General features: G+C 74.3%; 20 protein-coding genes and 1 pseudogene. 9 read left to right on the forward strand and 12 right to left on the reverse strand.

Going from position 1 to position 20995, the window contains the following annotated elements; genetic code table 11:
* Position 1 precedes the first annotated feature (1 nt).
* From H1D33_RS18725 to H1D33_RS18735, 3 genes are all read right to left on the reverse strand, one after another.
* Complete coding sequence (locus tag H1D33_RS18725) at positions 2-997, reverse strand: MBL fold metallo-hydrolase (protein ID WP_181571914.1); 996 nt, start codon at positions 995-997, stop codon at positions 2-4.
* Between the two features lie 133 nt (positions 998-1130).
* Positions 1131-2189, reverse strand: a complete 1059-nt coding sequence (locus H1D33_RS18730; RefSeq protein WP_307755213.1) for an IS110 family RNA-guided transposase — start codon at positions 2187-2189, stop codon at positions 1131-1133.
* Between the two features lie 232 nt (positions 2190-2421).
* Positions 2422-3237, reverse strand: a complete 816-nt coding sequence (locus H1D33_RS18735; protein ID WP_307755214.1) for a serine hydrolase — start codon at positions 3235-3237, stop codon at positions 2422-2424.
* 100 nt (positions 3238-3337) lie between these two features.
* On the opposite strand from H1D33_RS18735, the gene H1D33_RS18740 reads away from it, so the two are divergent.
* From H1D33_RS18740 to H1D33_RS18755, 4 genes are all read left to right on the forward strand, one after another.
* Entirely contained in the window at positions 3338-4315 is a 978-nt protein-coding gene (locus H1D33_RS18740) for a LysR family transcriptional regulator (RefSeq protein WP_181571912.1), read from the forward strand.
* A 40-nt stretch (positions 4316-4355) separates the two neighbouring features.
* On the forward strand, positions 4356-5531 hold the full coding sequence (locus tag H1D33_RS18745; RefSeq protein WP_181571911.1) for an endonuclease: 1176 nt from the start codon (positions 4356-4358) through the stop codon (positions 5529-5531).
* 120 nt (positions 5532-5651) lie between these two features.
* Positions 5652-6506 (forward strand): aldo/keto reductase, encoded by an 855-nt coding sequence (locus tag H1D33_RS18750; RefSeq protein ID WP_181572675.1) that lies wholly within the window; start codon positions 5652-5654, stop codon positions 6504-6506.
* A 110-nt stretch (positions 6507-6616) separates the two neighbouring features.
* Positions 6617-7600, forward strand: a complete 984-nt coding sequence (locus H1D33_RS18755; protein ID WP_181571910.1) for an aldo/keto reductase — start codon at positions 6617-6619, stop codon at positions 7598-7600.
* A 4-nt stretch (positions 7601-7604) separates the two neighbouring features.
* Here H1D33_RS18755 and H1D33_RS18760 read toward each other — a convergent pair whose 3' ends face one another.
* Positions 7605-8105, reverse strand: coding sequence for a GNAT family N-acetyltransferase (locus tag H1D33_RS18760; protein ID WP_181571909.1), 501 nt, complete (start codon positions 8103-8105; stop codon positions 7605-7607).
* 102 nt (positions 8106-8207) lie between these two features.
* On the opposite strand from H1D33_RS18760, the gene H1D33_RS18765 reads away from it, so the two are divergent.
* Genes H1D33_RS18765 through H1D33_RS18775 form a run of 3 tightly spaced genes read left to right on the forward strand, consistent with a single transcriptional unit; the run spans position 8208 to position 10659 of the window.
* A complete protein-coding gene (locus tag H1D33_RS18765) occupies positions 8208-8762 on the forward strand; it encodes an NADPH-dependent FMN reductase (protein WP_181571908.1) in 555 nt (184 codons plus the stop codon).
* Positions 8763-8791: 29 nt separating this feature from the next.
* Complete coding sequence (locus H1D33_RS18770; RefSeq protein ID WP_181571907.1) at positions 8792-9805, forward strand: ATP-binding cassette domain-containing protein; 1014 nt, start codon at positions 8792-8794, stop codon at positions 9803-9805.
* Entirely contained in the window at positions 9802-10659 is an 858-nt protein-coding gene (locus H1D33_RS18775) for an ABC transporter permease (RefSeq protein ID WP_181571906.1), read from the forward strand. Before H1D33_RS18770 ends, H1D33_RS18775 begins: the two co-directional genes overlap by 4 nt.
* Before the next feature lie 197 nt (positions 10660-10856).
* Here H1D33_RS18775 and H1D33_RS18780 read toward each other — a convergent pair whose 3' ends face one another.
* From H1D33_RS18780 to H1D33_RS18800, 5 genes and pseudogenes are all read right to left on the reverse strand, one after another.
* Entirely contained in the window at positions 10857-14360 is a 3504-nt protein-coding gene (locus H1D33_RS18780; protein ID WP_181571905.1) for an ATP-binding protein, read from the reverse strand.
* Between the two features lie 65 nt (positions 14361-14425).
* Positions 14426-14830, reverse strand: a complete 405-nt coding sequence (locus H1D33_RS18785) for a hypothetical protein (protein ID WP_181571904.1) — start codon at positions 14828-14830, stop codon at positions 14426-14428.
* Positions 14827-15087 carry a hypothetical protein gene (locus H1D33_RS18790; protein WP_181571903.1) on the reverse strand — a complete coding sequence of 87 codons (261 nt, stop codon included), beginning with the start codon at positions 15085-15087 and terminating at the stop codon, positions 14827-14829. The genes H1D33_RS18785 and H1D33_RS18790 overlap by 4 nt, the downstream gene beginning before the upstream one ends.
* A gap of 13 nt (positions 15088-15100) precedes the next feature.
* Positions 15101-15811: a hypothetical protein gene (locus H1D33_RS18795; RefSeq protein WP_181571902.1), complete on the reverse strand. Its 711-nt coding sequence runs from the start codon at positions 15809-15811 to the stop codon at positions 15101-15103.
* 148 nt (positions 15812-15959) lie between these two features.
* A pseudogene (locus H1D33_RS18800) lies at positions 15960-16798 on the reverse strand (helix-turn-helix transcriptional regulator).
* A 99-nt stretch (positions 16799-16897) separates the two neighbouring features.
* Here H1D33_RS18800 and H1D33_RS18805 point away from each other — a divergent pair.
* Both H1D33_RS18805 and H1D33_RS18810 read left to right on the forward strand, forming a co-directional pair.
* The gene (locus tag H1D33_RS18805; RefSeq protein WP_181571901.1) at positions 16898-17665 is read left to right on the forward strand and encodes an SDR family oxidoreductase; all 768 of its coding nucleotides are present in this window, start codon (positions 16898-16900) and stop codon (positions 17663-17665) included.
* A 149-nt stretch (positions 17666-17814) separates the two neighbouring features.
* Positions 17815-18381, forward strand: a complete 567-nt coding sequence (locus tag H1D33_RS18810) for a snapalysin family zinc-dependent metalloprotease (RefSeq protein WP_181571900.1) — start codon at positions 17815-17817, stop codon at positions 18379-18381.
* A 27-nt stretch (positions 18382-18408) separates the two neighbouring features.
* On the opposite strand, the gene H1D33_RS18815 is transcribed toward H1D33_RS18810, so the two are convergent.
* From H1D33_RS18815 to H1D33_RS18825, 3 genes are read right to left on the reverse strand one after another with little or no spacing between them, the layout of a single operon-like run.
* A complete protein-coding gene (locus H1D33_RS18815) occupies positions 18409-19305 on the reverse strand; it encodes a hypothetical protein (RefSeq protein ID WP_181571899.1) in 897 nt (298 codons plus the stop codon).
* On the reverse strand, positions 19302-20654 hold the full coding sequence (locus H1D33_RS18820) for a hypothetical protein (RefSeq protein WP_181571898.1): 1353 nt from the start codon (positions 20652-20654) through the stop codon (positions 19302-19304). Before H1D33_RS18820 ends, H1D33_RS18815 begins: the two co-directional genes overlap by 4 nt.
* A complete protein-coding gene (locus H1D33_RS18825; RefSeq protein ID WP_181571897.1) occupies positions 20651-20959 on the reverse strand; it encodes a DUF6403 family protein in 309 nt (102 codons plus the stop codon). The genes H1D33_RS18820 and H1D33_RS18825 overlap by 4 nt, the downstream gene beginning before the upstream one ends.
* Between the last annotated feature and the right edge of the window lie 36 nt (positions 20960-20995).

Genomic DNA, 20995 nt, shown 5'->3' on the forward strand with positions numbered 1-20995 from the left:
GTCAGAAGCGGTACGCGGTGTGGTATTCGGGCACCAGCACCCGGCTGCGCGGTGACACCCGGCGCACCTCGGCGATCAGGGCGTCCAGGCGGGCGCGGTCGGTCTCGGCGACGGTCGGCGGGTTGACCAGCTCGGTCTCGAAGTTGTCCCAGTGCACCGGCACCACGATCTTCGGATACTCCAGCGCGGCCATCAGCCTTGGCACGTAGTCGGCGACGGACGTGGTGGCCGCGGAGGCGACCATCGCGACGTCCGGCGCGAGCCCGGTCAGCCGGCGCTCGTCGAGGTCGCTGGCGCCCATGAAGAACACCGCCGGCCCGCCGTCGACCCGGATCTGGTAGGCGAGGGTGTCCCCCTCGGGCAGGTCCGCGATCGTCGCCGGCTGCGGCGGCTTGCTGACCCGCACCCCGGGGAAGGCCATCGACCAGGACGGGTTGCGGCTGTGCAGCGAGCCGACCACCTCGACCGTGTAGCCGTCGAAGTCGAGCACCTCGCCGCCCTTGACCGGGGCGAGCTGCCCGGTCGGCAGCCCGTACGCCAGCCCGAGGTGGTAGGCGGTGAGCGTGCCGAGGACCCGCGCGCCGGTCCGAGCGGCGATGTGCGGCACGTCGTTGAAGTGGTCCCAGTGGGTGTGGGTGACCAGGATGTTCTCGGCCCGGTCGGCGAACCGGTCGACCACGTCGGCGGCCACGGTCAGCTTGGTGTCCGGGCGAAACGCGTTGCGGAACAGACCGGTGTCGTAGCGGCTCAGGTACGGGTCGACCAGCACGGTCCGGTTGCCGATGTCGATCCGCCAGCCGGCCGTCCCCCACCAGCGGAAGCTCACCGCGCCGGGGCGGGGTCGGCCGGCGGACCGGGCGGCCGGGGCGGCCGTGGTGGTGGCGGCCCGGGCCGGGGCGCCGGCGACGAGCCCGGCGGTGGTGACGGCGGCGGCGCCGACGGCGGTGTCGCGCAGGAGTCGGCGGCGGTCGTAGCCGGTCGGGCGGTTCTCGGGCATGGGTCGTCCTCCCCGTTCGGGATCGGTGCGTCTGCGGGCCCACTCCACCACCGGCCCGGCGACCCTGTCCAAGATCGAAAGATGGCAGGTTCGATATCCGAACCGATATGACCGCAGGATGCTCCTATGGAAGTCAAGCTGTGTTGAGTGCGGCGAAGTCGGCCATTAGTGCGGCGTGGACTTCGCGGACGATGTAGCGCTTGAGGCAGCGCATGATTTCGATCTTGGCGAGACCTTGTTTGGTGCGTCGTTGCACGTAGTCACGGGTGCGCGGGTCGTAACGCATGCGGGTTAACGCGATCGTGTAGAGAGCGTTGTTGGCTGCTCGGTCGCCGCCGCGGTTGAGGCGGTGGCGGTCGGTGCGTCCCGAGCTGGCGGGAATCGGCGCGGCGCCGCACAGGTGAGCGAGGGCGGCTTCGGAGCGCAGCCGGTCGGGGTTGTCGCCGGCGGTGGCTAGGAGTTGCCCTGCGACCTCAGGTCCGACGCCGTAGAGCGCGCTCAGGCGTGGGGCAGTCTTTGCCACTGCCGGGCGCAGCCGCCGGTCGGCCAGGGCAATCTCGGTGTCGAGGGCCTGCACTCGGGTGGCGACCGCGCGTAGCGCGGCTCTGGTCGCGTGGACAGGGTCGGTCAGGGCGGTGTCGTCGATCGTCAGGCTCGCGCAGGTGGTGATCAGCGCGGGTCTGGGCAGCCCTGCCAGGCTGCTGCGCACGGCATCGGGCGCTGACGTGATCAGGCCGTGGAGCTGGTTGAGGGCAGCGGTGCGGGCCTTGACCGCGCCCCGGCGGGCCACGCGCAGCGCTCGGATGGCCTCGACCGGTCCAGTGCGGGTCTTGGGTGTGCCGGCGGCCTGCCCGGACAGGGCCGCGCGGGCGGCGGCGACCGCGTCGATCGGGTCGGACTTACCTTTGCTGCGGCGGGTCTTGCGATCGGGCCGGTCGACCTCGACCAGGCAAACACCTTCGCCGGCCAGATATCGGGCCAGTCCTGCGCCGTAGGTGCCGGTGCCTTCCACTCCCACCTTGATCAGCCGGCCGAACGACCGCAGCCAGGCCAGCAGCACCCGATAGCCGGCCGGCGTCGCGGTGAACTGCTGATCTCCCAGTACGCGGCCGGCCTGATCGACGACAGCGGCGTGATGAGTCTTGCCGTGGGTGTCTATCCCACCCGTGACCGGGCGCTTCTTGGCTGCCATGCTGAACTCGTCGTCCCTCTCGCTCGCACCGAACAGGGTCGGCACGCACCCGCCGGGCAGGCGGACAAGACAGTGACGGGGCCTCTCGCACAGGCTCCTATGAAGTCACGAACGCCCAGCCAGTGACGTGCAGGAGCGGTCACCCGGACAGTCGACAGATCCAGCGAAGGACAGCAACCGTCGGTCAGCGCAAGGGTCAGACAGCCGGGTGACCGCTCCTACATCCTCACTGTCAGCGCAGCGATTCGACCGCCGCCCGGGCGGCCTCGCCGATCGCCAGGTCCACGTCGATCCGGCGGGTGTCGAGCCGGTCGGTGCGCGCCAGGACCGCGACGGCGTACCGGCCGCCGTCGGGATACTCCGCGACACCGGCCTCCAGGTGCAGGCCGGGCAGGGTGCCCGTCTTGCCGGCGACCCGGACGCCGGGCGGAAAGCCGGCCGCGAGCCGGGTCCAGAAGAGCTGCCGGGCCATCAGCTCACGGACCGTCGCGCAGGCCTCCGCCGGGCCGGCCTCGTCGCGCCACACCAGGCACAGCAACCGGGTCAGCTCCCGGGCGGTGCTGGAGGAGGTGTGCTCCGGGTCGAAGACCCGCATGGCCCGGACCCGCTCCGGCGGCAGGGTGGGGAATATCTGCGCGAAGTCCGCCTCGGTCCGCGCGCCGACGTCGGCCAGCATCGTCTCGACCAGGTGCCGGGGGCCGCCGACGATCCGGGTACGCGGCAGCCCCAGCTCCGCCGCAAGCATCGACGGCACGTCCGGGCCGACCCGGCGCAGCAGCAGGTCGGCGGCCGTGTTGTCACTGACCGACATGGCGAAGTAGGCGAGGTCGCGCAGCGACATCTCGACGTCGTCGGCGCAGCCGGCCACACCCCAGCCGCCGAGCCGGTCGGCGGGGCCGACCAGCACCCGCTCGGTCGGGTCGAGCTGCCCGGCGGCGACCTGCCGGGCGAACTCCAGCACCAGCAGGATCTTGAAGACGGACGCGATGACGATCCGCTCGTCGGCCCGCAGCGCCACCTGGCGCGCCGGGTCGGCCACGTCGGCCACGTGCAGGCAACCGCTCAGCCCGGCCCGCCCGAAGATCTCCCCACCCGCTCCGCCGCATCCACGCCGACACGGTAGCCAGCGCGCGGGTTAGGGTGCGCGGGTGGACCTGCTGCGACACCTGCGGCACTTCGTGGTGGTCGCCCGCGAGCTGCACTTCGGCCACGCCGCCGAGACGCTGGGCATGGCGCAGCCACCACTGAGCCAGTCGATCCGGCGGCTGGAGCAGGAGTTGGACACCACCCTGTTCGACCGGTCGCAACGGCGGGTCCGCCTCACCACCGCCGGCCAGTTGCTGCTGGACGAGGCCGACGACCTGCTCGCCGGGGAACGCCGCCTGCGCCACCTCGCCGACCGGGTACGCCGGGGTGCGCTCGGCGTGCTGCGCGCCGGCGTACCCCCGGAGACGCCGGCCGTGACGCTGCGCGCGTTGCTCGACGGCCTGGCCGCCCGCGCGCCCGGGCTCGACCTGGATCTGCACGAGCTGACCAGCGCCGAGCAGCGGCGGATGCTGGCGGAGGGCCGGCTGGACGTCGGCCTGCTGCACCACCCGGTCGAGGAGGCCGGGCTGCGGTTCGGCGAGCCGGTGGACGTGGCGGTCGGCGCGTTGCTGCCCCGGGTCTCGCCGCTGGCCCGGGCCCGCGAGGTGGCGCTGGCCGACCTGGCCGGGCTGGATCTGGTCACCGCGCCGCCGGCCACCGCGCCCGGCTGGCACGAACACCTGCTGACCGTCTGCCGGCAGCACGGCTTCGTGCCGCGCCGGGTCCGTCCGGCGCGCAACCCGGAGTTCCTGTTCGGCCTGCTCCTCGCCGGCGGGGCGGTGGCCGTCGAACCGGCCACGCTGGCCCGTCGGGAGCCGCGCATCGCCTGGCGGCCGCTCGCCGGCGCGCCACTGGTGCGGCGGATCTCCGCGGCCTGGCCGAGCCGGGCGGCGCACCCGGCGGCGCCGATGTTCGGCCGGCTCGCCGCCGAGATGCTGGCCGCGCCGGAGACGCCGGCCGGGCCGGCGCTCCGCACCCCGGCGGAGCGCCCCTGGCCGGTGCTGTTCGAGGCCGGTCGGGGCGGAAAGTTGTCGCCGTGATCTCCCGGAGTTCACCCGGCACCGACTAGCATCGCCGTTCATGAATATGAGGAGCGTCACCCGCTCGCGACCCGGGCGGCTGATCGCGGCGGTCGTGCTGACCGTCACCGTCGCCACCCCGCTGGTGGTGACCAACGCGGCGTCGGCGGCGGCCACCCTGACTGTGACGCAGGCGCTGGCCGCACAGGACGGCCGCACGGCCACCGTCACCGGCTGGATCATCGGCCAACCCACCGCCACGAACACGGTGCTCACGTCCGGCTACACCGCGGACACCGCGATCGCGATCGCCGACCAGGCCGGCGAGACCAGCACCGCCCGGATGCTGTACGTGCAGGTCACCGCCGCCTGGCGGAGCGGTTTCGGACTGCTGTCCAACCCGTCCCTGCGCGGCCGGCAGGTCACCGCCACCGGCACCCTGACCGCCTACTTCAGCCACGGCGGCCTGAAGGACCCGACCGCGATGAGCCTCGGCGGCGGCACCACGCCGAGCCCGAGTCCGAGCCCGACGCCGAGCGGCACCACCTCGCCGAGCGCTTACTACGCCGCCGCGACCGGCAAGACCGGTCCCGCGCTGCGCAGCGCCCTGCACACCATCATCAAGGTGCAGACCAAGCTCAGCTACGACCAGGTGTGGGAGGCGCTCAAGGACACCGACCAGGACCCGGCTAACCCGGCCAACGTCGTCCTGCTCTACAGCGGGCGCTCGCAGAGCAAGACCACCAACGGCGGCGGCGTCGACGACTGGAACCGGGAACACGTCTGGGCCAAGTCGCACGGCGACTTCGGCACCGCCACCGGACCCGGCACCGACGTGCACCACCTGCGGCCGGAGGACGTCTCGGTCAACTCGGCACGCGGCAACAAGGACTTCGACACCGGCGGCAGCGCGGTCGCCCAGGCTCCCGGCTGCTACACCGACGCCGACTCGTTCGAGCCGCGCGACGCGGTGAAGGGCGACGTCGCCCGGATGATCCTCTACATGGCGATCCGGTACGAGGGCGACGACGGCTGGCCGGACCTGGAGCCGAACGACTCGGTGGCCAACGGCGGCGCACCCCGGCTCGGGCGGCTCACGAAGCTGCTGGCCTGGCACGAGCAGGACCCGCCGGACGCCTTCGAGCAGCGCCGCAACCAGCGCATCTACGAGCGCTGGCAGGGCAACCGCAACCCGTTCGTGGACCACCCGGAGTGGGCGCGGGCGATCTGGGGCTGACCTTGTCCCAGACGTGAGGATGCCCGTCGAGCGGGTAGGAACACCTGGTGGCACGGCCCGGGAGCCGCCGCGTGGAAGCGCTTCCGGGCGCCCCCCGAACGATCGGAGATGAGACACGACATGGCCGCCAACCGCGTTCCGGACATCTCGCTCAACGACGGCAACTCCATCCCGCAGCTCGGCTTCGGGGTGTTCCAGATCGAACCGAGGGACACCGCGCAGGCGGTCGGCGCGGCACTGGAGACCGGCTACCGGCACATCGACACCGCCCAGATGTACGGCAACGAGGCGGAGGTGGGCCAGGCCGTCCGCACCTCCGGGCTGGACCGGGGCGACATCTTCGTCACCAGCAAGCTGAACAACGGCTTCCACCGCCCGGACGACGCCCGCAAGGCGTTCGAGCAGTCGCTGCGGGAGCTGAAGTTCGACTACCTCGACCTGTTCCTGATCCACTGGCCGCTGCCCACGCTCTACGACGGCGACTTCGTCTCCACCTGGAAGGTGCTGGAGGAACTCCGCCGCGACGGCAAGGTGAAGTCGATCGGCGTGTCCAACTTCCAAGTGGCGTACCTGGAGCGGCTGGCCGCCGAGGCGGACGTGGTGCCGGCGGTCAACCAGATCGAGGCGCACCCCTACTTCGGCAACGAGGAGGTCCGCGCGTACGACCGGTCGCACAACATCCTCACCGAGGCGTGGTCGCCGATCGCCCAGGGCAAGGTGCTGGACGATCCGACCGTGGTCGACCTCGCCGAGCAGGTCGGGCGGACCCCGGCCCAGGTGGTGCTGCGCTGGCACGTGCAGCGCGGCGACATCGTCTTCCCGAAGTCGACCACCCCGAAGCGGATCGAGGAGAACTTCGGCATCTTCGACTTCACGCTCGACGACGCCGCGATGGAGCGGATCACCGCGCTGGACAAGGGCGAGAACGGTCGGCAGGGCCCGAACCCGGACACGTTCGACTACATCCCGAGCTGAGCCGGCGCGCGCCGGAGGGGGTCCCGGGGCACCGGGGCCCCCTCCGCCGTTGACTTCGCGCACACTCGAAGGGGCAGGGTGGCGGGAACGCTCCGACGGGGAGGAACTCCATGCGCTACCGCACCATCGGCACCGACCCGGCCACCCGCCGCGAGGTCAGCGTGCTCAGCCTCGGCGCGATGCTGTTCGGCACCGCCACCGACGAGGCCACCTCGTACGCCATCCTCGACCGCTACGTGGAGGCCGGCGGCACGTTCGTCGACACCTCGGACAACTACGCGTTCTGGCAGAACGGCGGGCAGGGCGGGGAGAGCGAGGAGCTGCTCGGCCGCTGGCGGCGCAGTCGCGGGGTCGGCGACGAGATCGTGTTCGCCACCAAGCTCGGCGCCCGCCCGCTCGCGCCCGGCACCAGCTACCTGGACAACCCGGAGGGCCTGTCGGCGAAGGTGATCCGCGAGTCCGCCGAGCGCAGCCGGGAACGGCTCGGCGTCGACCGGATCGACCTGCTCTACGCGCACATCGAGGACCGGACCGTTGCGCTGCGGGAGACCGTCGAGGGCTTCGCCGAGCTGGTCGCCGAGGGCACGGTCGGGCTGCTCGGCGCGAGCAACCACCGCGCCTGGCGGGTCGAGCGGGCCCGGGCGATCGCGGCGGCGGCCGGCCTGCCCGGGTACGAGGTGCTGCAATATCACCGCAGCTACCTGCCCCCTCGGGTGGACCTGCCCGGCGAGCTGGACCCGGACGGCGACGTCGGCTGGGCCGGCCCCGACCTGGTCAGCTATCTGCGGGCCGAGCCGCAGCTCACCCTGGTTGCGTACTCACCGCTGTTGAAGGGCGCGTACGCGAAGCCGGAACGACTCGACGAGGCGTACGCCCTGCCGGGCACCCCGGCCCGGTTGGCGGCGCTGCGGGCGGTGGCCGCCGAGACCGGCGCCACGGTCAACCAGGTGGTGCTGGCCTGGCTGATGGGCGGCGACGTGCCGGCGGTCCCGCTTGTCGGCTTTTCCTCGGTGGCGCAGGTGGAGGAGGCCCTGGCCGCGGTGGACCTGGAGCTGACCGCGGCGCAGCGGGCCCGGCTGGACGCGGCGCACTGACCGGTCAGCGGGTCAGGTCGGTCCGCCAGTCGTTCGAACGCATCAGGTGGCCCGGCGGGTATTCGAACTCCGTCTCGCCGAGCAGCGTGAAGCCGGCCTTGCGGCAGACCGCGTTGGACGCCGGGTTGTCCACCGACGGGTAGGCGTGCGCGTGGCGCCGGTCGCCCACCGCCGAGGCGGCCGCGACCACCGCGCGCACCGCCGCCGTCGCCAGCCCCCGACCCTGGTGCGCGGGGAGCACCGCCCAGCCCATCTCGTAGACCGGCTCGCCGCGCCAGTCGCGCGGCCAGAAACCGACGCTGCCCACCCTCGTGCCGTCCGGCGTGAGCACCGCGAACATGGTGCCGCTGCGAGGGCCCGGGCCGCGCACGTAACGCTCGTGCCGGTCGCGGACCTGCTCGTCGGTCTCCGGGCCGCCGGTGTGCGCCCGCACCTCGGGACTGTTCAGCGCCCGCAGCAGGGCCAGGTCGCCGGCGCTCCACCGGACGATGCGTACCTCGGTCATGCCCCCGATTCGACCAGAGCCCCCCGACAGACGGCCCGCCAGATCTCTTCTGGCGGGCCGTCTGGCGCCTGTCGGGTGAGCCCGGCAGCGAGGGAGGGTGGCATGACGCCGTTACGGCTCGCCGTGATCATCGGCAGCACCCGCGAGGGGCGGGTCGGCGACCGGATCGGTCGCTGGTTCGCCGCCCAGGCCCGCCGCCGGGCCGGGCTGGTCGTGCACGAGCTGGACCTGGCCGGGTACGCCTTCCCGGCCGCGCTGCCCGCCGAGCCCACGCCGGCGATGCTCCGGTTCGTCCGGCAGGTGGCGGACGCGGAGGCGTTCGTCGTGGTCACCCCGGAGTACAACCACAGCTTCCCGGCCTCGTTGAAACAGGCGATCGACTTCGCGTACGACGAGTGGCAGGCCAAGCCGGTCGGCTTCGTCTCGTACGGCTGCCGGTCGGTCGGCCTGCACGCGGTCGACCAGCTCCGGACGGTCTTCACCGCGTTGCACGCGATGACCGTGCGGGACACCGTCGGCGTCGACCTGCTCGACGGCGAGCCCACCGGGCGCGACGAGGAACGGCTCGGGCAGGACGTCCGGGTGCTCCTCGACGAGTTGTGCTGGTGGGGCCTGGCGTTGCGCGAGGGTCGTGCGGCCCGGCCGTACGCCTGCTGAGAACCACCCACTGCAGAGAGGTAACGATCATGAGTAACCGGAACACCGGCCTGGCCGTCGAGGCCGACGGCCTGGTCCGGTCGTTCGGCTCCACGCGGGCGCTCGACGGACTGGACCTGCGGGTCCCCGCCGGCACCGTGTACGGGATGCTCGGGCCCAACGGCGCCGGCAAGACCACCGCCGTCCGCGTGCTGGCGACGCTGCTGCGTCCCGATGGCGGCACGGCCCGGGTCTTCGGCCACGACGTGGTGACCGAGGCCGACGCGGTCCGCGCCCGAATGAGCCTGACGGGCCAGTACGCCTCGCTGGACGAGGACCTGACCGGGGCGGAGAACCTGGTCCTGCTGGGCCGCCTGCTCGGGCTGGGCCGCCCGGCGGCGCGGGCACGGGCCGAGGCGTTGCTGGCGGCGTTCGGGCTGACCGAGGCGGCCGGCCGGCAGGTGAAGAAGTACTCCGGCGGGATGCGGCGGCGCATCGACATCGCGGCGAGCATCCTGAACACCCCGGACCTGCTGTTCCTGGACGAGCCCACCACCGGGCTGGACCCGCGCAGCCGCAACCAGGTGTGGGAGATCGTCCGGGCGGTGGTGGCGCACGGCACCACCGTGCTGCTGACCACGCAGTACCTGGACGAGGCCGATCAGCTCGCCGGGCGGATCGCGGTGGTCGACCACGGCCGGGTGATCGCGGAGGGCACCCCGGGCGAGCTGAAGTCGTCGGTCGGGTCCGGCACCGTCCACGTACGACTGCGCGACGCCGGCCAGCGACCGCGCGCCGAGGAGGTGCTGCGGACCGCGTTGAACGTGCCGGTGCAGCTCGCGGCGGACCCGGTGGCGCTGACCGCCCGGGTCGGCGAGGACGGCACCGCCCTGGAGGCCGGCGAGCAGGCCGCCCGCGCGCTCGGCGAACTGGCCCGCGCCGGCATCGTGGTGGACGACTTCTCCCTCGGCCAGCCCAGCCTGGACGAGGTGTTCCTGGCCCTGACCGACCGCCCGGCCGTCGCGGCCGACGAGCGGGACGACGAACTGGAGGCGGCCCGATGAGCGACACCGCGACCACCACGACCGGGCGGGCGCCGTCGGTCTACGTGCCGTCCAGCGAGGCGCTGGCCACCGTGCTCGCGCCCGGGGAGCGCCCGGCCCGGCCGAACGCGCTGTCCGCGTCGTTGACGTTCGGCTGGCGTGCCCTGCTGAAGATCAAGCACGTGCCGGAGCAACTGTTCGACGTGACCGCGTTCCCGATCATCATGGTGCTGATGTTCACCTACCTGTTCGGCGGCGCGCTCGCCGACAGCCCGCGGGCGTACCTGCAGTTCTTCCTGCCCGGCATCATGGTCACCAGCGTCGTGATGATCACCATGTACACCGGGGTCGGGTTGAACAACGACATCGAGAAGGGTGTCTTCGACAGGTTCCGTACCCTGCCGGTGTGGCGTCCGGCGGCGCTGGTCGGGATGATCTTCGGTGACGTGCTGCGCTACATCCTGGCCGCGGTGGTCATCCTCGGCGTGGGCCTGGCGCTCGGCTTCCGGCCCGAGGGCGGGTTGGCCGGGGTGGTCGCCGGGATCGCGCTGCTGGTGGTCTTCTCGTTCGCGTTCTCCTGGGTGTGGACGTTCTTCGGCCTGGTGCTGCGCAGCGAGAAGTCGGTGATGGGGGTCAGCATGATGGTGCTGTTCCCGCTGACGTTCCTGAGCAACGTGTTCGTCGAGCCGGCCACCATGCCCGGCTGGTTGCAGGCGTTCGTGAAGGTCAACCCGGTCACCCACCTGGTCGCCTCGGTGCGGGCCGCGATGGCCGGCTCCACCGACGCCACCAACACGATGTGGCTGCTGCTGTGGAGCGCCGGCTTCGTGGTGGTGTTCGGCACCCTGACCATGCGCCGCTATAACCGCCGCTGACCCTCGCTCCCGCTCGCCCGCTTTCGCTCCCGTTCTCGCCCCGCTTTCGTCGATCTTGGACTTGTGGCGCCCACAATGCCGGAATTGCACCGGTACAGGAGGTGCCACAAGTCCAAGATCGACGGGGCGGGGCGGGGCGAGGCGGGGCGGGGCGGGGCGGGGCGGGCGGGCGGGGCGCGCGGGGCGCGCGGGGTGGGTCAGAGGTGCCAGGGGACCGGGGTGGGTGGGAGGTAGCGGCAGGTGCCGCCGGTGGTGACCGAGTCACGCAGGTGGGCGGCGAGCGCCGGGTGCCGCTGCTCGATCCGCCGGAGCGTGTCCCGGATCCGGCCGGTCACCGCCTTGCGGGCCCGCTCGGCGGAGTCGCCGAGGCGGCGGGTGCGCCCGGCCAGCCCGGCGGCGGCCCGCAACTGGTCGAGCAGGGCGGCGCGTTCGGCGTCCAGGGCGGCCAGCCGCCGCTCGTCTCCGCGTACCGCCGCCCGGTCGATCTCGTCGTCGAGCCGCCGCAGGTGCTGGCGGTAGCGGGTCTTCGCCTCGTCGTCGAGCACCGGGTCGGCGCCGAGCCGTCGGGCGGCGACCAGCTCCGCACCGGCCGCCGGGTCCAGCAGCTCCACCGCGGGCACGTCGACCCCGGGTCGGCTCAGCAGCAGCCGCAGGTCGTGCAGGCCCTTCGCGTCGGGCAGGTGCACCACCGTGCCCGCCCAGGCGAGCCGCCACACCGACCCGTCGAAGCAGAACTCGGGCCGACCCTCGGCGGCGCGACCGGCCGCGCCCGCGCCGATCGCCACGCCGGACCAGCCGCTGACGCCGGGGCCACCGTCCACGCCGGCACGGCCCGGAACAGCCGCCCCGACGGCAGCGACGGCGCCGACCGGCGGAGCCGGCGCGGAGACGTCGACCACCGCCGTGCCGGGCGCGTCCCCGCCGGAGGCGGGCGACACCCCGCCCGCACTCAGCCGCGCCACCACGTGCGTCATGCCCAGCTCCCGCGCCTCGGCCTCCGCCCCGGCCCGCAGCCGGGCCGCCTCGGCCGCGTCGCCCGGCCCGCCGCGCCCGACCAGCGCGGTCACCAGCCCGGCCCGGGCGAGCACCGACCAGGGCCGGGCGTCGAGCCGGTCGGCGGCGTCCCGGGCCGCGGCATAGCCGGCGACTGCGTCGTCCCACCTCCGCTCGGCGGCGTCCAGCCCGGCCAGCCAGAGGTCGACCGGACCACCGATGTCGCAGCCGAACAGCGCGACCAGCCACCGCCCGCGGTGCGGCGCCAGGGCCGCCCGCGCCTCGGCGCAACGACGGGGATCGCCGGCCGCGGCCGCCGCCTGGGCCCGCAGCCGCAGCCACAGCGTCGACACCGGTCGGGGGTACGTCGTCCCGGCCGCCTCGATCCCACCGACGAGCCGCAGCAGCGTCGCGGTGTCGCCGCGCTCGGCGGCGGTGATCCCGCGCAGCAGCTCCACGTGCGGATGGTGGGCCGCGCCGGTCTGGTCGAGCAGGGCTTCGGCCTCGGTCAGTCGACCGCGCAGCAGCAGCACGGACCAGCGCAGGTGGTGCCCCATGAAGGCGTGGTCGGAGTGCTCCCACTCGCCGTAGCGGTCCATCTCGGCGAAGTTCGCCTCGGCGGCGGCGAAGTCGCCCCGGAGCGCGTCGATGATGCCGCTGTCGATGGACGCCGCCATCCGCTGCCGGGCCACGTCGCCGGCCCGGCAGCCGTCGACGAACGCGGCCAGCTCGTGCCGGTAGCCCGGATCGCCCAGCTCCAGCAGCGCCACCCACCGCAGCGAGGTGGCCCACAGCTCGGTGTCCCGGTCACCGCCGCGGCGGGCCACCTCGCGGATCTCCGCGGTGACCACGGCCCGCTCCTGCGCGGTGCCCAGCCCCCAGGTGGTGTCGTGGCGGGCCCACAGGCTGAAGGTGAGCGCCTCGTCGTCGCGGCCGTGCCGGGCCAGCGTCTCGGTGGCGGTGATCAGGTCGGTGACCAGGGCACGCGTCGACCGCTCCGGGTCGGCCGGGCCGATCAGCCGGGCGTACGCCTCGCGGACCAGCGCGTCGGCGTCGAGGCGGCGGCGGGTGGCCGAGTGCTGGCTGCGGGCGGTGAGCGCCACCCGGGCCAGCACGGCCGGCTCGGCCAGCTCGCGGGCGAGCGCGGCGGCCTGGACGAGCAACTCCTCGGCGTCGCCAGGCGTGCCGGCGTGGTGCAGCAGCCCGGCGAACTCCATCAGGATCCGGACCCGCCGGGCCGGCTCGTCGGTGCGGCTCAGCGCACGCCGGAAGTGCCGCACCGACTCCTCCACCGCCAGCCGCCCGCCGGCGTCGCGCGCGGCGGCCACCAGCAGGTCGCCGGCGCGTACCGGATCCAGGTCGGCGCCGGCGAGCCAGGCGTGCCGGGCCAGCTCGGCCGGGATGAGCCGGCCGGCGAGCGTGTCGGAGCGGTCGACGGCCCGCACCACGGCGGCGTGCCGGGCGCGGCGGTCGTCCTCCGGCAGCCCGTCGTAGAGCGTCTCGCGGACCAGGTCGTGCACGAAGGCGAACCGGCCACCGCCGCGGGCCAGCACCAGCCGGGCGGCGGCGGCCCGGTCGAGCAGCCGGTCCACCTGCGCGGCCGGACCGGGTACGCAGGCGGCCAGCGTCTGCCGGTGGAACTCGCGACCCAGCACGGCGGCCACGGTCAGCGCCTCCACCACCGGGGCGGGCAGTTGGTCGAGCCGGCGGCGCACCGCCTCCCGTACGCCGGGGGCGATGGTGTCGGCCAGGCCGTCGGTGTGCCAGAGCCGGGCGGTCTGCTCGACGAAGAACGGGTTGCCGCCGGTGCGGCGGTGCACCTCGTCGACGAGGCCCGCGCCGGGCTCCCGGCCGGTGGTGCGGCTGATCAGGGCGGCCACCTCGTCGCGGTCCAGGCCGGTCAGCGTCACCGTGGTGGCCTTGGCGGTCAGCGGCAGCAGCAGCGGCCCCAGCCGGTGGTCGCCGGCCTCGACCTCGGCGTCGCGGTAGGTGCCGATCAGCAGCAGCCGCTCGAACCAGGTGTGCTGGGTGGCGAACTGGAGCAGCCGCAGCGACGCCGGGTCGGCCCAGTGCAGGTCGTCGAGGACCACCACGACCGGCCGGTGCTGGGCGACCGCGACCAGCGCGCTGGTCACCGCGTCGTGCCGGTCGAACTCGGCCCGCCCGCCGTCGTCGCCCGGCTCGACCGGATCGCCGTCCTCGGCCGGGCCGCCCTCCGTGACCCGGCTGGCGGCGGCTCGCGGACCGTCCACGGCCCGCTCGCCGATCGGGGCGCCGTCCACGGCCCGCTCGCCGATCGGGGCGCCGTCGGCGATGTGCTCGCCGATCGGGGCGCCGTCCACGGCCCGCTCGCCGATCGGGGCGCCGTCGGCGGTGTGCTCGCCGAGCAGGGCCGCCAGCCCGGCGTCGGCCGCCTCGCGGGCGGGCGCGGGGTCGCCGGTGGCCCGGGCCAGCCGGCGCAGCACCTGCACCCAGGGCCAGTAGTCGGGGGCGGTGTCGGAGTCCCAGCAGGCGGCGCCGAGCACCAGCGCCCCGCGCCGGCGGGCCTCGTCGGCGGCGGCCGAGACCAGGGTGGTCTTGCCAATGCCCGGCTCGCCGGTCACCAGGACCAAGCCGCCGTGGCTGTCGACCACGCGGGTCACCTCGGCACGCAGCAACCCGGCCGGGTGCTCCCGACCGATGATCCCCTCGCCGAACCGCGGCTCCATGACCTCCCGACGCTAGTCGACACCTCCGACAGGCGGGAACGCCATATTCGCGCCGCCGGCCCCGCTCAGCGGGCGTCGGTGACGACGTGCGCGCAGGCCGGGCAGGCGGCCGGGCCCTGCTCGGCGAACCACCGGCAGGTACGCCGGATCGCGCACTTCGGCAGCGTCTCCTCGGCCGGCGGGGCGGTCTCGGCGTACGAGGCGGCCATCCGGGCGCCCAGCCCGCAGTGCGAGCCGGTCCAGAAGCCGCACGACGAGGTGACGCAGGGACCGGCGAGGCGGACCTGCGACTCGACCGGCCCGCCGGAGCGGTCGACCGTGGCGAGACCCACCTCGGCCGGTACGGCCGGCGTCACATAGGCCACCCGGCCCGCCGGAGTGATCATGCCGAGGAACACCGTGGCGTTGGACGCCGGCGTGCTCGGGCACATCCGCTCCGGCGGGCCGGCGGATCGGGCGGCGTCGGTCACCGCTGGATCCAGAACCCGATGTCGTTGATCTTCTGGCCGAGGTCCTGCGCGAGCTGGCCGTCGAGCACCCAGAGCCCGTACCACTCGGGGCGCAGCTTGATGTTTCCGTGGCCGAGGGTGAGCGGGTTGGCGAGCTTGGCGTCGGCGGTACGCAGGGCCGCCAGGCCGGCCTTCTGGATCTCGCCGGCGATCAGGGTCTGCTGGTCGGGGGTCAGGTCGACTCCGTCGACCACGAAGCGGAACTCGTTGCGGGCCATGTGCTACCTCCGGTCACTCGTACGATTCGGTGCCCAGCCCGCGACGCAGGCTGATCCGGGTGAAGGCCGCCCAGCCGGCGTGCGAGGCGGCGTCGGCGGGCTGTCCGGCGCGGGCGAGGGCCCGGCCGGCGTGCGCGGTCCAGCGCCCGGCGGCGGCCGGCTCCGCCCACAGTTCGCGGCAGGCGGCGACCGCGAACGCGACCTGCTCGGGCGTGCCGGTGAAGCCGGCGGGCCCGTCACCGACCCGGACCGTGCCGTCCGGGCGGGACCGCACGCTCGGGAAGTGGTGGTGCAGGCTGGCCAACGTGGCCAGGTGCGTGGCGTCGCGGCGGGCGGCGGCGAAGCCGGCGTACAGCTCGTCGTCGCGGCGGTAGCGGATCGCGTGCAGCACCAGCGCGTCGCCGGCCGGCTCGATCCGGGCGACCAGGTGCGCCGGCGTGCTCCACGCGCGCGGCGAGTTCGCCGACCAGAACGCCAGCCAGGCGGTGAGCCGGGCGTGGAAGTCGGCCTGGATCCGGACGGCCGTGGCGGCGCCGTCGGGTGCGCGCAGCGCGGCGGCGCCGACCCGGTCGCGGGCGACCAGCGGTGATCCGGTACGGGTCGGGGCCGCCGCCGCGGCGCCGGTGGTGGTCGCGACGGCCAGGCCGGTCAGGGTGACCGCCGAGGCCGCCGCCGCGCCGGCGAGGAGTCGCCGACGGTCGAGCGCTTGTCCGTTGTCGTTCATCGTCGGCCCTTCGTCGACGGCAGTGCATCGACGCTATCGACCGGAAGGGATCAGCAGAACACCCTGCGTGACGGGAGGTTGACAGCAAAGCCGGGGATTCCCGGCGGCGTGAATGACCGTTCCTGTGCCCGGTTCACGCGCGGGACGGTCAGGCGGGGAAGCGCTCGTGTCCGAGCACGGCGAGCAGCCGCAGCTTCTCCGCGCCCTCGCTGCGCGGCGGCGCGGTGAGCACGAGCAACGCCTGCGACTGGTCCTCGGTGAACAGCACCTGGCAGTCCAGCTCGATCGGGCCGAGTTCCGGGTGGATCAGCGTCTTGTGGTCGGCGAAGCGCTGCGCCACCTCGTGCCGGTCCCACAGCTCGGCGAACTCGGCGCTGGCCGCGCGCAACGCCCGCACCAGCTCGCCGGCGCGCGACCGGGGGCCCATCGATCCGTACGCGGCGCGCAGGTTGGCGACCTGGGCGCGGCTCTGCCGGTCGTGGTCCTCGGCCGGGTAGCGCCACCGCTCGTCGGGCCGGGTGAACCACCGGTAGACCTCGCTGCGGGCCAGCCCGGTGTGCCCGGAACGGTCACCGAGCAGCGCGGCGGACATCCGGTTCTGCACCAGCGTCTCCCCCAGGTTCGACAGGATCAACGCCGGCGTGTCCGCCAGCCGGTCCAGCACCCGCAGCAGCGCCGGCGCGACGTGGGTGGCGGTGCCGACCGCCTCGGGCGGGCTGTGCCCGGCCACCCGGAACAGGTAGTCACGCTCGTCGCCGGTCAACCGCAGCGCCCGGGCCAGCCCGGCGAGCAGGTTCGGGCTCGGTTGCGGGCCACGCCGCTGCTCCAGCCGGGTGTAGTAGTCGGTGGCATGGCGGCGAGCGCGGCGACCTCCTCCCGCCGCAGGCCGGGTGCCCGGCGGCGGGCGCCCTCCGGCAACCCCACGTCGCCGGGGCGCAGCGCCTCGCGGCGGCGGCGGAGGAAGTCGGCGAGGGCGGCGCGGTCCATGATCCGAGTATCCGCCGTGCGGGGGCGCGAACCAGGGATCCGCGATCCCCCGATCACGGATCTCTGCACCGTTCTCCGCCGTCGGGCCATGCTGGCGACATGGACATCTCCGGAAACACGATCTTCATTCCGGGCGCCACCAGCGGCATCGGCCTGGCGCTGGCGCTCGCCCTGCGGGACCGGGGCAACACGGTGATCGTCGGCGGGCGGCGTACCGAACTGCTCGACGAGATCGCGGCGGCCCACCCGGACCTGGACACCGTACCCATCGACACGACCGATCCGGCGAGCGTCACGGCGGCGGCCGGGACGGTGCTGGCTCGGCACCCGGACCTCAACGTCCTGGTCGCGATGGCCGGCGTCATGCGGATCGAGGACTGGCGGTCGCCGGAGACGTTCCTCGCCTCGGCCGAGGAGGTGGTGACCACGAACGTGCTCGGGCCGATCCGGCTGATCGGCGCGTTCGTCGAGCACCTGACGAAGCGGCCGGACGCCACCATCGTCACCGTCTCGTCCGGCCTGGGTTTCGTGCCGCTGCGGGTCACCCCGAGCTACAACGCCTCGAAGGCGGCGATCCACATGCTCAGCGAGTCGATCCGGCTCCAGCTCGCCGAGACCGGCGTACGGGTGGTGGAGCTGGTGCCGCCTGCGGTGCGGACCGGGCTGCTGCCCGGGCAGGAGACCAGCGAGTTCGCCATGCCGCTGGACGAGTTCGTGGCCGAGGTGGTGACGCTGCTGGAGACGCGGCCGGACGCCACCGAGATCCAGGTGGAGCGGGTGAAGCTCCTCCGGCACGCCGAGGCGCGCGGCGACTACGCCGAGGTGGTCGCCACGCTGAACGCCGCCGACCCGCACGCGGCCACCTGAGCGCGCGCCGGGCGGCGACGTGTTAACCGGGGCCCCCGCCTCTACCGGAAGCGTTAAGCGGGGGCCCCTCCTTCTCTCCGGGGCTTGATATCGATAGAAGGCTATCTATAGGCTGGCGGCGTTCCCCCTACCCCCAAGGAGCGTGAACCATGCGTACGCCGAAGCTGTCCCGGATCCTCGCCACCCTCGCGGCCGTGACGCTGACGGCGCTGGGCGCGGTCGCCGTCAACCCGGCACCGGCCTCCGCCGCGGTCCGCAACGTCTGCTACAACACCAGCCAGGCCGGCCCGTTCGCCAGCTACGCGGTGCAGGCGGCGTCCATCTGGAACAACTACACCAACAACATCAACATGGCCCAGTGCGGGTCGAACCTGATGATCTACTACACCTACGGCGGCGGGTCGTACGCCCAGCGCACCAGCCTCGGCAACGGCCGCGTGGTCATCGACTACTACCAGGCCCAGCAGTACTCGCCGCTGCGCATCATGACGCACGAGATCGGCCACATCCTCGGCCTGCCGGACAACTACAACGGCAACTGCGCCATCCTGATGTCCGGCGGCAGCGCCGGCACGAGCTGCACCAACCCGTACCCCAGCTCGGCCGAGGCCTCCCGGGTCGACTCGCTGTTCGGCTTCGCCGCCCGCAGCGCGACGCCCGCCCAGGTCTTCAGCGGTAGCTGGCCGGCCGCCACGGTGGTCGGCGCCGGTCGCTGACGGCGCACAGGTGACGGGGTCGGCGGTTCACCGCCGGCCCCGTCCGCGCGTCTCGGCGGCCAGGTCCGCCGCCCGCCGGCTCAGCTCCTCGACCCGCTCGCGCAGCCGGCCCGTCGAGTCGCCGTCGTCCACGCCGGACACCTCGTCGAGCAGTCCGACGTAGTCGCCGGCCAACCGCCGGTGGCCCGCACCGCCGGCGGAGTCCAGGTCGATGATCTGCTGGGCCAGCACGGCGGTGGCGGCGCCCAGCGCGGCCCGCTCGTCGGCGCGCGCGTCCCGCCCGGCCCGCCGCGCGTCGGCCAGCCGACCGGCCCGCCGCCCGCCCAGCCAGAGCACCGCCGCGCCGGCCACCACGCCACCGACCGCGCCGACGGCCAGCAGGTAGCGGGGCAGCGACGGGCTGATGGTCCGCGCGCCGTCGGGCACCAGGCCGGTCCGGACCAGCCGGTCGTAGTTGAGCACGATCACCTTCAGCGCCTCGACCGGCCGGTCCACGAACGCGTCCGCGCCCTGGGAGATGACGCTCTCCACGACCACCGACCGGCCGATGTCGCGGGGGCTGTCGCCGCCGAGGCGGGAGCAGCCGTACGTGTCCCAGTCGTCGCCGTCGCGGCTCATCGCCAGCACCAGCGTGCCCTGGGTGGCGCGCTCGGTGTCGTCGCAGGTCCCGGCCAGATCGGTGCCCGGTGCCATGATCAGCACCACCAGCCGCCGGTTGCCGATCACCCGTTCGGCGGCGGCCCGGTCCAGGTCGACGCCGGGCGCCGCGTAGACCGACGAGGCGCGCACCTGCCGCGCCGCCGGCCCGTCGAACAGCCCACCGGACCACAGCGCCCAGCCGGCCAGCGCCAGGCAGGCCAGCACTGCCCGGCCGAACGCGGTGCCGACCAGCCGGCGCAGCCACCGCCGCGCGTCGACGCTCACGACAACCTCCCGCGCAGGTAGACGTCCGGCCGGTAACCGGGCATCCGCACGTCCCGGGCGACGCCGTCCAGCTCCGCCTCCGCGTCGGCCAGCAGCCCGCGTACGTGCTTGTCGGGCAGCCGGTCGTCGAGCGCGTACCGGGCCGACCGCAGCCGGCCGATGCCCCGCACCAGCGCCGGGTCGCTGCGCGCGTCGGTCAGCAGGGACAGCTCCACGGCCAGCGCGGAGAGCCCGGCCAGCCGGGCCGGCGTACCACCCGGCCCGAGGTCGCCCGGCCGCCTCCGGCGTCCGCCCCGCGCGGTCCGGATCGACAGCGCCACGAACCCGGCCACGCAGCCGGCGAAGAGCCACGGCAGCGCCGGCAACGCCACCCGCAGCGGGTCGAACGGCCGGTACGGCAACGGCCGGTCGAACAGCCCCGCGTAGCGCACGTCGGTGACCCGGGCCAGGTACGCCCCGAGCACGGTGTCCTGCGGATACGCGTAGCGGCTGAGCCGGCTGCCGTACTGCGCGTAGAAGCTGGCGCCGGCCACCTCGGCGAAGTCCGCCGCGCCGGGACCGTGGTACTCGATCCAGCCGCCGTACATCACCACCACCGGCCGGTCCGGGGCGAGCCGGTGCAGCGCCGGCCCGTACGCCGGCAGCGGCGTCCCGTACGGCTGGGCCGGGAGGACCACGAACCAGGCCCCGCCCGGGAACGCCTCCCGTGCGGACCGCTCCGGCAGCCGGGGCAGCGTGGCGCCGGGAGCGACCCAGCGGCCGGTGGCGCGCAGCGCGGCGGTCACCGGGGCCAGCTCGGCGTCGGTCGGGTCCCGCCACCGCAGGTCGTCCCGGTCCGCCGGGAGCGGCTGCTTGCGCAGCGCGGCGAGCAGCGTGAGCACCTGGTCGGTGACGTCGTCGGTGGCGAACTGGGCCCGCCAGCCCGGCAGGTCGTCCGGGGTGGCCGCCAGGACGCCGCCGCTGACCTCGGTGCCGACGATCCGGATCTCGGCGTTCTCCACGTCCTTCACCCGCCGGCGTTCCGCCTCGTCCAACCCGGGCGGGGCGACCAGGATCCGGGTGCCGCCCGGACCGGCGGCGGCCCGTACCCGCGCGGTGTCCCACCGCGCGACCGCGCCGGGCAGGCGCACCACCGGCTCGGCGGCCACCAGCGCGGTCATCTCCTCGACCGAGGGCACGCCCGCGTCGCTCAGCTCCCCGGCGGAGCCCTCCCCGGGCAGCGACGCCGACGACGGCGACCGCCCGTAGCTGACCTCGGTGCTCTGCCGCTGCGCGACGAGGAACACCGCCAGCACCGCCACCGCCACGGCCAGCAGCGACCAGCGCAGCAGCTCCCGGCGTACCCTCATCCGCCGGCCCGCCACAGCTCGTCGGCGCGGCGGGCCTGCGCGGCGGCCTCCCGGGCCGCGTCCGCGCCGCCGCCGGGCACGGCGGCGAGCAGCTCGGCGCGGGCCAGCAGCCGCTCCGCCTCGGGCACCGGCGTGGTCGACGCGTCCCGGCTGACGGTGGCGTCCTGGATCGCCGCCCACGCCGACGACCAGGCGACCTTCCGGCGGTCGGCGCGGGCGCGTCGCCGGGGCAGCAGGGTGGCCAGGAAGCCGGCCGCCACCGCCACCACGGCCCCACCCAGCCAGAGCAGCACGCTCATGGTCATGATCCCTGTCTAACGCACCGCCGCCAGCCGCGCCCG

Origin of the sequence: Micromonospora ferruginea (assembly GCF_013694245.2) — a bacterium.
Classification (GTDB): Bacteria; Actinomycetota; Actinomycetes; order Mycobacteriales; family Micromonosporaceae; genus Micromonospora; species Micromonospora robiginosa.

Bases quoted from the DNA above. Each gene is read 5' to 3' on its own strand.
- H1D33_RS18755 (WP_181571910.1), top strand. From the start codon at position 6,617: ATGCGCTACCGCACCATCGGCACCGACCCGGCCACCCGCCGCGAGGTC.
- H1D33_RS18805 (WP_181571901.1), top strand. From the start codon at position 16,898: ATGGACATCTCCGGAAACACGATCTTCATTCCGGGCGCCACCAGCGGC.
- H1D33_RS18765 (WP_181571908.1), top strand. From the start codon at position 8,208: ATGACGCCGTTACGGCTCGCCGTGATCATCGGCAGCACCCGCGAGGGG.
- H1D33_RS18775 (WP_181571906.1), top strand. From the start codon at position 9,802: ATGAGCGACACCGCGACCACCACGACCGGGCGGGCGCCGTCGGTCTAC.
- H1D33_RS18795 (WP_181571902.1), bottom strand. From the start codon at position 15,811: ATGAACGACAACGGACAAGCGCTCGACCGTCGGCGACTCCTCGCCGGC.
- H1D33_RS18725 (WP_181571914.1), bottom strand. From the start codon at position 997: ATGCCCGAGAACCGCCCGACCGGCTACGACCGCCGCCGACTCCTGCGC.
- H1D33_RS18780 (WP_181571905.1), bottom strand. From the start codon at position 14,360: ATGGAGCCGCGGTTCGGCGAGGGGATCATCGGTCGGGAGCACCCGGCC.
- H1D33_RS18760 (WP_181571909.1), bottom strand. From the start codon at position 8,105: ATGACCGAGGTACGCATCGTCCGGTGGAGCGCCGGCGACCTGGCCCTG.
- H1D33_RS18790 (WP_181571903.1), bottom strand. From the start codon at position 15,087: ATGGCCCGCAACGAGTTCCGCTTCGTGGTCGACGGAGTCGACCTGACC.
- H1D33_RS18745 (WP_181571911.1), top strand. From the start codon at position 4,356: ATGAATATGAGGAGCGTCACCCGCTCGCGACCCGGGCGGCTGATCGCG.
- H1D33_RS18820 (WP_181571898.1), bottom strand. From the start codon at position 20,654: ATGAGGGTACGCCGGGAGCTGCTGCGCTGGTCGCTGCTGGCCGTGGCG.
- H1D33_RS18810 (WP_181571900.1), top strand. From the start codon at position 17,815: ATGCGTACGCCGAAGCTGTCCCGGATCCTCGCCACCCTCGCGGCCGTG.
- H1D33_RS18825 (WP_181571897.1), bottom strand. From the start codon at position 20,959: ATGACCATGAGCGTGCTGCTCTGGCTGGGTGGGGCCGTGGTGGCGGTG.
- H1D33_RS18770 (WP_181571907.1), top strand. From the start codon at position 8,792: ATGAGTAACCGGAACACCGGCCTGGCCGTCGAGGCCGACGGCCTGGTC.
- H1D33_RS18730 (WP_307755213.1), bottom strand. From the start codon at position 2,189: ATGGCAGCCAAGAAGCGCCCGGTCACGGGTGGGATAGACACCCACGGC.
- H1D33_RS18750 (WP_181572675.1), top strand. From the start codon at position 5,652: ATGGCCGCCAACCGCGTTCCGGACATCTCGCTCAACGACGGCAACTCC.